At 39.1% G+C, this 8750-nt stretch carries 4 protein-coding genes and 3 pseudogenes; 6 read left to right on the top strand and 1 reads right to left on the bottom strand.

The genetic code is table 11. From position 1 onward, the window contains the following. Positions 1 to 282 precede the first annotated feature (282 nt). The 4 genes and pseudogenes from ACFVSH_RS19685 to ACFVSH_RS19670 form a co-directional block, all read left to right on the top strand. Positions 283 to 1455 (top strand): LL-diaminopimelate aminotransferase, encoded by a 1173-nt coding sequence (locus ACFVSH_RS19685; RefSeq protein WP_387707428.1) that lies wholly within the window; start codon positions 283 to 285, stop codon positions 1453 to 1455. 59 nt (positions 1456 to 1514) lie between these two features. Beyond that, the gene (locus ACFVSH_RS19680; protein WP_387604335.1) at positions 1515 to 3176 is read left to right on the top strand and encodes a thiamine pyrophosphate-dependent enzyme; all 1662 of its coding nucleotides are present in this window, start codon (positions 1515 to 1517) and stop codon (positions 3174 to 3176) included. Positions 3177 to 3306: 130 nt separating this feature from the next. After that, positions 3307 to 4577, top strand: a pseudogene (locus ACFVSH_RS19675) (dicarboxylate/amino acid:cation symporter). A gap of 443 nt (positions 4578 to 5020) precedes the next feature. Further along, a pseudogene (locus tag ACFVSH_RS19670) lies at positions 5021 to 5528 on the top strand (IS66 family transposase); the annotation flags it as partial. Between the two features lie 443 nt (positions 5529 to 5971). Here ACFVSH_RS19670 and ACFVSH_RS19665 read toward each other — a convergent pair. Beyond that, the gene (locus tag ACFVSH_RS19665) at positions 5972 to 7360 is read right to left on the bottom strand and encodes a M28 family peptidase (protein ID WP_387707426.1); all 1389 of its coding nucleotides are present in this window, start codon (positions 7358 to 7360) and stop codon (positions 5972 to 5974) included. A 750-nt stretch (positions 7361 to 8110) separates the two neighbouring features. Between ACFVSH_RS19665 and ACFVSH_RS19660 the strand changes: the two are divergent. Further along, a pseudogene (locus tag ACFVSH_RS19660) lies at positions 8111 to 8411 on the top strand (metal-sensing transcriptional repressor). A gap of 24 nt (positions 8412 to 8435) precedes the next feature. Continuing rightward, positions 8436 to 8705, top strand: a complete 270-nt coding sequence (gene copZ, locus ACFVSH_RS19655) for a copper chaperone CopZ (RefSeq protein ID WP_387707424.1) — start codon at positions 8436 to 8438, stop codon at positions 8703 to 8705. Positions 8706 to 8750 lie beyond the last annotated feature (45 nt).

Here is an 8750-nt window from a genome sequence, read left to right as displayed (position 1 = left end):
CCCTTAAACAGTTCATATCTATCAAATATTTAATCATATTTTAAATGGTGTTTCAAATATTGAAACGATTTTTTTGTAATATTATGATAAATGGAAATTTATTAAAAATCAAAGAAAGGTAAAGAACAAAAATATATAACATTATTTTACAAAACTTTTGAATATTTAGTTTATTTGTTTTAATATTAGTTTATAAAAAAAGAAATGCCGTTTCAATAGTTGAAACGAGATATAAAGTTCCCTTTTGAATATTGAATTGGGATTGCACAGAAAGGAGAAAAAATGTTTATAAAACCGAAGCGTGTTAAGAATGTCCCCCCTTATTTGTTTAATGAGATTAATAAAAAGAAACAAAATTTAATTGAACAAGGAGTAGATGTAATTGATTTAGGCATTGGATGTCCAGATCTGCCTACTCCACAGCACATTGTAGATCGATTAATTGGGGAAATGAAAGACCCGGATAATTTTAAATATCCTGGATACAGTGGTTGTCTAGAATTCCGAAAAGCGGTGGCCCAATTTTATAAAGATCGTTTTAATGTTGACTTGGACCCAGAGACGGAAATTCTTGCGCTAATCGGTTCAAAAGAGGGAATCTCTCATTTTATTACTGCATCGATTGATCCAGGCGATGTTGTATTGCTTCCAGACCCGGGATATCCCACATATCGAACGGCTACTTATCTGGCCAATGGCATTCCTTATAGTATGGCGCTATTAAAAGAAAATGGATTTCTACCGGATTTTACATCAATTCCCGTGCAAGAAGTCGAAAAAGCGAAGCTAATGTTTTTGAATTATCCGGGAAATCCAACCGCCGCTACAGCGGATTTAGCATTTTTCCAGGGAGCCGTAGATTTTGCTCGACGTAATCAAATGGTCGTTGCACATGATGCTGCATACCAAATGGTTACATTTAACGGATATACAGCTCCAAGCATTCTGCAGGTAGAAGGCGCAAAGGAGATTGCCGTAGAGTTTGGTTCTCTTTCAAAGACATATAGCATGACAGGATGGAGAATTGGGTACGCAGTAGGAAACAAAGAAGCTCTTCAATCGCTATCCGTTGTGAAGAGTAATATGGATACAAGCCAGTTCCTTCCCATTCAAAAGGCTGCTGCCACTGCACTTGTGTCTGAACAATATTGCGTAGAAGATTACAATCAGATTTATAAAGAGCGGATGGAAGGAATGCTTGCGGCGCTTCGGGAAATAGGAATTGAATCCGATACACCGAAAGGAAGTTTTTTTATCTGGGCATCTGTACCAGAAGGATACACTTCTAGCGAATTTGCAACCAAGTTGCTTGAAGAAGCCGGTGTAATTGTAACGCCGGGCGTAGCATTTGGAGAATACGGAGAGGGATATTTCAGAATCTCTTTATCCGTACCAAATGAAAGATTGTATGAAGCAATACATCGAATTAAAACAAAAGTAACGATTACTGATTAGTTCTGCGATATGTATGAAATGCTATTTCAAATATTGAAATTATAGAGGAGAGAAAAACAATGGGAAAATCGATGAACGGAGCACGTGCAATTGTAGAATGTATGAAACTAGAAGGTGTTGAGCATGTTTTCTGCGTTCCCGGAGAAAGTTATTTACCTTTAATGGATAGCATTTATGAAACGGAAAGCATTCAATTGATTTCTACACGTCATGAAGGTGGTGCCGCTTTTATGGCTGAGGCATACGGGAAAGCGACGCGTAAACCGGGTGTCGCCATGGCGACGCGGGCGGTAGGTGGTGCCAATTTAGCTATTGGTATTCATACTGCTTACCAGGATTCCACGCCTATGGTTGTTTTCTTAGGCCAGGTCCATAGTAAATTCCGGGGCAGAGAAGGGTTTCAAGAGGTAGACTTGGATCGTTTTTTCGGTCACATTGCCAAATGGACCGTGGAAATTAAAGATGTAGAACGTATGCCAGAACTTGTTCAGCGGGCGTTCCGCATCGCAAAGAGCGGGCGACCGGGACCTGTTGTCATTGCTCTTCCGGAAGACGTTCTCGTAGCAGAAGCGGAAATGAGCTTTGGACCTGTTACTCCAGTTCCGGCACCACGTCCAGGTACGCAAGAGATCGTATCCGTTCAACGACTACTGGAACAATCAGAGCGTCCGGTTATTCTTGCTGGAGGAGGCGTAATTGCAGCAAATGGAGAACAGGCGTTACGTAAACTGGCAGAAAAATTTGAGATTCCAGTAATGTCGTCATTCCGTCGTCATGATGTCTTTCCTAATGATCATGCATTGTATGTCGGTCACTCTGGACTTGGCACATTTGCGCCTATACTCGGTACGCTTCGTCAGGCTGACCTAGTTCTGGCAATTGGCACACGTTTATCGGAGGTTACAACACAGGATTATAGCATTCTAAACCAGGAACAGAAATTGGTTCATATCGATATTGAAGAGGAGACACTCGGTAAGGTGTATATTCCACATGTTGGTATTGTTGCTGATGCGAGAGAAGCACTAGAAGAATTACTTGATATGAATGTGGACAAAAGCTGGTCTAAATGGGCAAAAGAGAGGAATGAAATATATAAGCATGCTGGAGACGGAGTGGACGCGGAGAAGGAGCATAGTGTTGATAATAAGGAAATTATTCGAATTCTTCAGGAAACACTTCCAGAGGATGCAATTATTACGAATGATGCCGGTAATTTTGCAAGTTGGTTACACAATTTTTATTCCTTTAACCGTTCTAAAACATATATTGGTCCAACATCTGGTGCGATGGGATATGGTTTACCAGCGGCATTAGGTACCAAACTGGCAAATCCAGATAAAACGGTCGTTTCATTATCAGGTGACGGTGGTTTTATGATGACGACACAAGAGTTAGAAACGGCAGTCCGTTACAATATTCCAGTGATCGCACTTGTATTTAACAATAGTATGTATGGAACGATTCGCATGCATCAAGAAATACATTATCCGGAGCGAGTGATCGGCACTGAGTTAAGTGATGTGAATTTTTCTTCTTTAGGGGCTGCCCTAGGAGCTCAAGCTTTTAGGGTAACCAAGGAAGAAGAATTTAAAGATACGCTTGAGCGTGCACTTAAATCTAAAGGAGTAACACTCATTGAAATCATGACAAATCCTGAGCGTATTACTGTACAAGGAACCATTAACTCTATACGTGAAAAGTCGACGCAAAAAGCCTAAACAAATACACTCATATACAGAAGAGAATTCTTCTCTAGTAGAGCAGGGCTTTCAGTCTTAATGTATAACTTCCCCAAAAACGGCTGGACCTTATAGGTATCTAATATTAAAACTAATAAGGAGGTAAGTTATGAATAAAAAAGGTTTAATATGGCAAATTGTCGCCGGTATGGTGTTGGGACTTTTATTGGGATTTTTGTCTAAGCAATATGGTCAAGCCGTAAAGCCTCTTGGTGAGATTTTTATTAACATGATTAAAATTGTTATTATCCCTCTTGTATTTTCAGTTATTGTTTCAAGTATTGCCGGCATGGGGAACTTGAAACGGATGGGCAAAATAGGATTCAAAACAATCATTTATTTTGAGATTTTAACGACGATAGCCCTAGTTGTAGGATTAGTTGCCACTAATTTGGCTCAACCTGGTGTAGGAATCGATAGTAGCCAATTGGAAAAGGCCGATATTCAGCAATATACGCAAACAGCAGAAGACACCAAACCTATTGACGTTTTAATCGGTATTTTTTCACCTAATCTTTTTAAATCATTAGCGGAAGGGAAAATACTTCCTGTTATATTCTTTGCTGTGATGTTCGGTATCGCGTTGGCTTCCACAGGAGACAAAGGAAAAATTGTGCTGCAATTTTTCCAAGGGGTTTCGGAAACGATGTTTAATTTCGTCCACCTTGTAATGAAATTTGCTCCGTTCGGTGTTTTTGCCATAATGGCTAATACCGTTGCGACCTTTGGGTTTAAATCTCTCATTCCGTTGGGCAAATTACTAATCGTTAACCACATTACGATTATAGTATTTATTGTAATTATATTTGGTTCCCTCGCATGGCTTTTAAAAGTAAATTTGTGGACACTGATTCGCAACCTAAAAGAAGAATTAATTATTGGTTACGTTACTGACAGTACGGAAACCGTAATGCCACAGCTTATGGATAAAATGAATCGATTTGGATGTGATCGCTCTGTAGTATCTTTTGTCATTCCTACTGGATACACATTTAATTTAGACGGTTCAGCTTTGTATCAGGCAATGGTTGTTCCGTTTATCGCACAGTTATATGGTATTGATTTAACACTTATGGAGCAGTTACGATACTTCTTGTATTGATGCTAACATCAAAGGGGATTGCAGCTGTACCTGGGGCATCATTTGCTGTTTTATCCGCAACGCTGGTCGCTGTTGGATTGCCGGTAGAAGGTCTAGCTTTAGTTCTTGCAGTAGATAGGCTTATGGATATGGCACGCGGAATCGTCAATATTATTGGGAATGCATTAGCAACTATCGCCATATCCAAATGGGAAGGATGTTTTGATCATAGAAAAGCCGTATTGTTCAAAAAATTTCCGGTCATAGTTGAAAAAGGAACTAGAACTTCAGTTGATTAAAAAGAAACATACTGATTAACCTGTTGAAGAATTGACACAGAAGGTTGCATAGAAAAAGTTGTTTAAAAAATGAAAAAGATAAAAGGATCTAACCATAAATGGGTTAGATCTTTCTTTGTATGCGTTTGCATGGAGAGGAAGAGTGCTAGGGGGATGATGAATAGTTAGAAAAATAGAACGGACAGTGATTTTATTTATCATCGTCCGTTTGATTTGAAGGAGTTGTGGCTGCTTCTTTTTATAGATTTGGTATCAGTCTTACCGTTGGAAAAGAGAGGGAGATTAGGAAATACCCTTCTCAAACGTCACCGAAAGCAGGTTACAACGGTCCCCAGCAGGATAGCATTCCTGTAGTTCGTTATTTTTCAGCTTTGAAAAAAATAGGACTCCTCAATAAGATATGAGTAAGACACCACTCTAACTCAAACCCTAATATGAAGTTACATGTCGACCCTACAGAACGACATGAACAGCGACTGGAAAAAAGCAGGACATTCTGGACCTTTTTCCAGCATGGCTTTATGAACAAAAAGATCTCGTACCACCAAAAAGTGCGCTAGGAATAGCTATCACTTATTGTTTGAATCAATGGAAGCATCTGGAAGCTTTTTTATTGGATGGGTATTTAGAAATCGACAACAACAGAAGTGAATGTTCCATTAAGCTAAGCCGTTTGTGAATGGGAGAAAAAATTGGATGTTTTCTAATACACTGCGAGGTGCTAGAGGGAGTGCCATCATGTATAGTGTGGTTGAAACGGCAAAAGAGAAGGATTTGAGTCCCTATCATTATCTTCGCTATTTGTTTGAGATGCTGATAGATATGGATCTAACGAATAAAATAGAAATAGATAAAGTCTTGCCGTGGTCATCTAGTTTACCCTCGGCTTGCAGAGTACCGATAAAAAGTGAAGCAAACAAAACATCGTCCCGAAATACACCACCCATGTAGTATTTGGGGGCTACTTGTTCACTTTCTTATGGGGGCAGCTGTTGGACCGATGATTAATAAACAATAACATCGAATTTAAGTTTACTGAACACGGTTATGTTTGTATTTCTCATCTTTATCTTTGGTTCATTTACAGTTAGAACATGGCTATAATACTTGCGACTAAGAAAGCGTTATGAATTTAGTTTGCAACCTGAAATTTCCAAAAACAGCTCATCCATTAAAGTTTGAGCTGTTTTTGGATTTCTATCTATTGATGGTTGAAATTATTTATGTGAAGTATTATTGGAGAGGTACACTGATAATAGAGCTTAGAAATAGTGAAAAAAATATGCACGAGGCGCTGACCGAAAAAAGAAGAGAGCATCTGTAAACTGCACAGGTGCCCTCCTGATTTTCTCCAAGCTCCATTATTAATCTCGTAATTCTGTATAATGAAGTATTTAATCTACCGGACGGTCATCAAAATCATAGTCTACCTTGCCAGGAGCTACACGTGCATTTGTTAATGCCGGAGTTTCCGGACGGGCAATTTGATACACACTGGCACCGACAATTTCAGCTGCTTGCTGCAATTTTTCTTTCGATATCTTATCCAGTGTATCTGTAGGCTGGTGATACCAAGGCTCTACAGGGGAATGGATAAACAAGGCGGATGGAATGCCAAGCTCATGGAATGGTTGGTGGTCACTCCTGCCCAGCTGTCCATAAGGAATCGCAACATCCATCGTTCTGGCCCCTGCTGAGGAGCCCAGGTCCGTAACAAGGTTTTTCTTTCCATCAATGGTATACATAATCAAACCACCTGCAGGGTTATCCTCGCCAGCATCACGTCCGCCTATCATATCCATTTGGAAGTGAGCCACCATGCGGTCTACATCCTCTTTGGGAAGGGAATCTGCATAGAAGGATGATCCAACGAGCCCTCTTTCCTCAGATCCGAACGTGAGGAAGCGAATTTCAGTGTCAATTGGCGTTTTGGCCAGGATCCGTGCCAGTTCCAGCACAGCTGATACACCCGAAGCATCATCGTTTGCACCAGGGCCGCCCGGGACAGAATCATGATGGGCTCCAACAGTCACGATTTGACCATTATCCTTATTGGCTTTTGGTTTTAGGGAAGCGATGACATTGTAGGATGTCTTTTCGATCCTTTCAGCTTTTCCCACTTCCAGAGTGGACGTGATTTGTTTAGTTTTAAGCTGTTCGACCAACTCTAACCCTTGGGCTTGGGTAATGGCTACAGCAGGTATATTTTGCCCCGATGATACTTGTCCGAAATTATTTCCTGATGGTGAGTTGTTGTACATTAAAACGCCAACCGCTCCTTTATTTAGGACATTCTGAACCTTTTCAACAAAGGTAATGTCCCCACGTTCAACTAGTGCAATTTTCCCAGATACATTTTCTCCAACTTCCTCTGGCTTTGCTTTTCCAACATTAACAAGTTCGGCCGTTACCTTTCCGCTGATACTGCCGCTAAGGGCACGCGGTGTTCCTCCTAAATCACTGTCACCAATTTTCACTTTTACATTTTGCACCGTATCATAGATGGGAAAAGGCTGAATCTTTGTTTCAAAACCAAGACTCTTAAACTGACTTTCTATGTATTTGACTGCACGGAGCTCCCCTTCTGTACCAGCAGCCCTCGGTTGCTCTGATAGATAGGCAATCGTATTATACATATTGTCCGTACTAATTTTTTTGATAACTTTGTTATCAAAAGCTGTGTCAGACTGGGCATTTGTTGCCCCGTTTATTTGTGCAAATACTGTACCGGTTGATAGAACCATACCCGCAGCTAATAGTACTGTTATTGATTTTTTATACATATAATCCCTCCTTATTCATAATATTCCTAATTATGTATTTAACTGAATAGTTTGTAAATGAGTCATTAGTCTTTAAATTCCATCTATCAATCGGTTTCTGACACCCGCTCTCCCTTAAGATTATGCCGCAAAGAAAAAGCGATCCTTCTTAATGAAGAATCGCATCATGTATTGAAGCCGTCAATATATTGTATTGTAAAAAAATGATCAAACATTCAAATCTATCAACCTCATTTTAACGTAACTTTTGTAAAGCAATATGAATCCGAAGTGAAGAAAAAGGCGGATGACCTTTAAGCGGTAGAGCAGGCGGCTTCCGCAAATAAAATGAAACAGGTAACGGAAGCGGATGCAGAATAGTATAAAATCGAAGCCATGGCAAAAGCAGAAGCGGAATGCGTTCGTATGGACGGTCTTACAAAACGGACACACAAAGGGCACAAAATGTGTCACATAAAGGTATCTTTAGCATAATGGAGTTTTATTGAATAAGGATTTATTTAATATCGAGAGTGAGATTTAAGAGGATTATAACTTTTAGGTGGTATATTTTAATTTCATCAGAAATTTCGTTTTGGTAAAAGTTTTTATAATAATCTTTAACCAACAACATGAAAAATATATTCATATAGGCATTAGGTTAGTATAGATACACATAAGTATTTTTAAGCAAACCGTAGTAAAGTAAATAAAATTCGATGTCACATACCATAGAGGGGTATAGTATTATGCAATTAAGGAGGTGAGGCAATGTCGATGAATTCAGAAAGTCTTGAGATCGATCAATGCTGCTCATCAGACGGTGAAAGAAAGAGCCATCATTCAGATAAAGTGAAAAATAATTTAGTAACAAGATTGAATTGAAGGACAAATTCGAGGAATAAAAGGATTAATTGAAAAGGATACGTATTGTGATGATGTCATTACTCAAATATCTGCTACTCAATCAGCTTTAAATAGTGCCGCCGTGAAGTCATGTGTTCTAGAAAGAATTCAAGAAGGGGATACGGAGATTTTAGATGAGGTAATGGTGACAATACAAAAATTATGAAAAAATAAAAGGAGACTAAGCGATATGGAAAAAATGACTGTTAACGTAAAAGGAATGTCATGTGGGCATTGCATAAATTCAGTTGAAGGCAATGTAGGCGAATTATCTGGAGTTACCACTGATAAAGTAAACTTAGATTCTGGAACTGTTAGTGTTGAGTTTAATCCGAACGAAGTTAGTATTGATAAGATCAAAGAAACAATTGATGACCAAGGTTATTATATTTCCCAACCTATTCCAATTTCCCTAAAATATGATAATGTTCAAACTTTCACAAATTGTTCACAACAATAATGAAAACGCTTACGATTTTCAGTATATAATATACATATCTTTACC

Source organism: Peribacillus sp. NPDC058002 (genome assembly GCF_042886655.1).
GTDB lineage: Bacteria > Bacillota > Bacilli > Bacillales > DSM-1321 > Peribacillus > Peribacillus aracenensis.
Note: the sequence above shows the minus strand (reverse complement) of the source record. Positions and strands in the feature narration are given on the sequence as shown.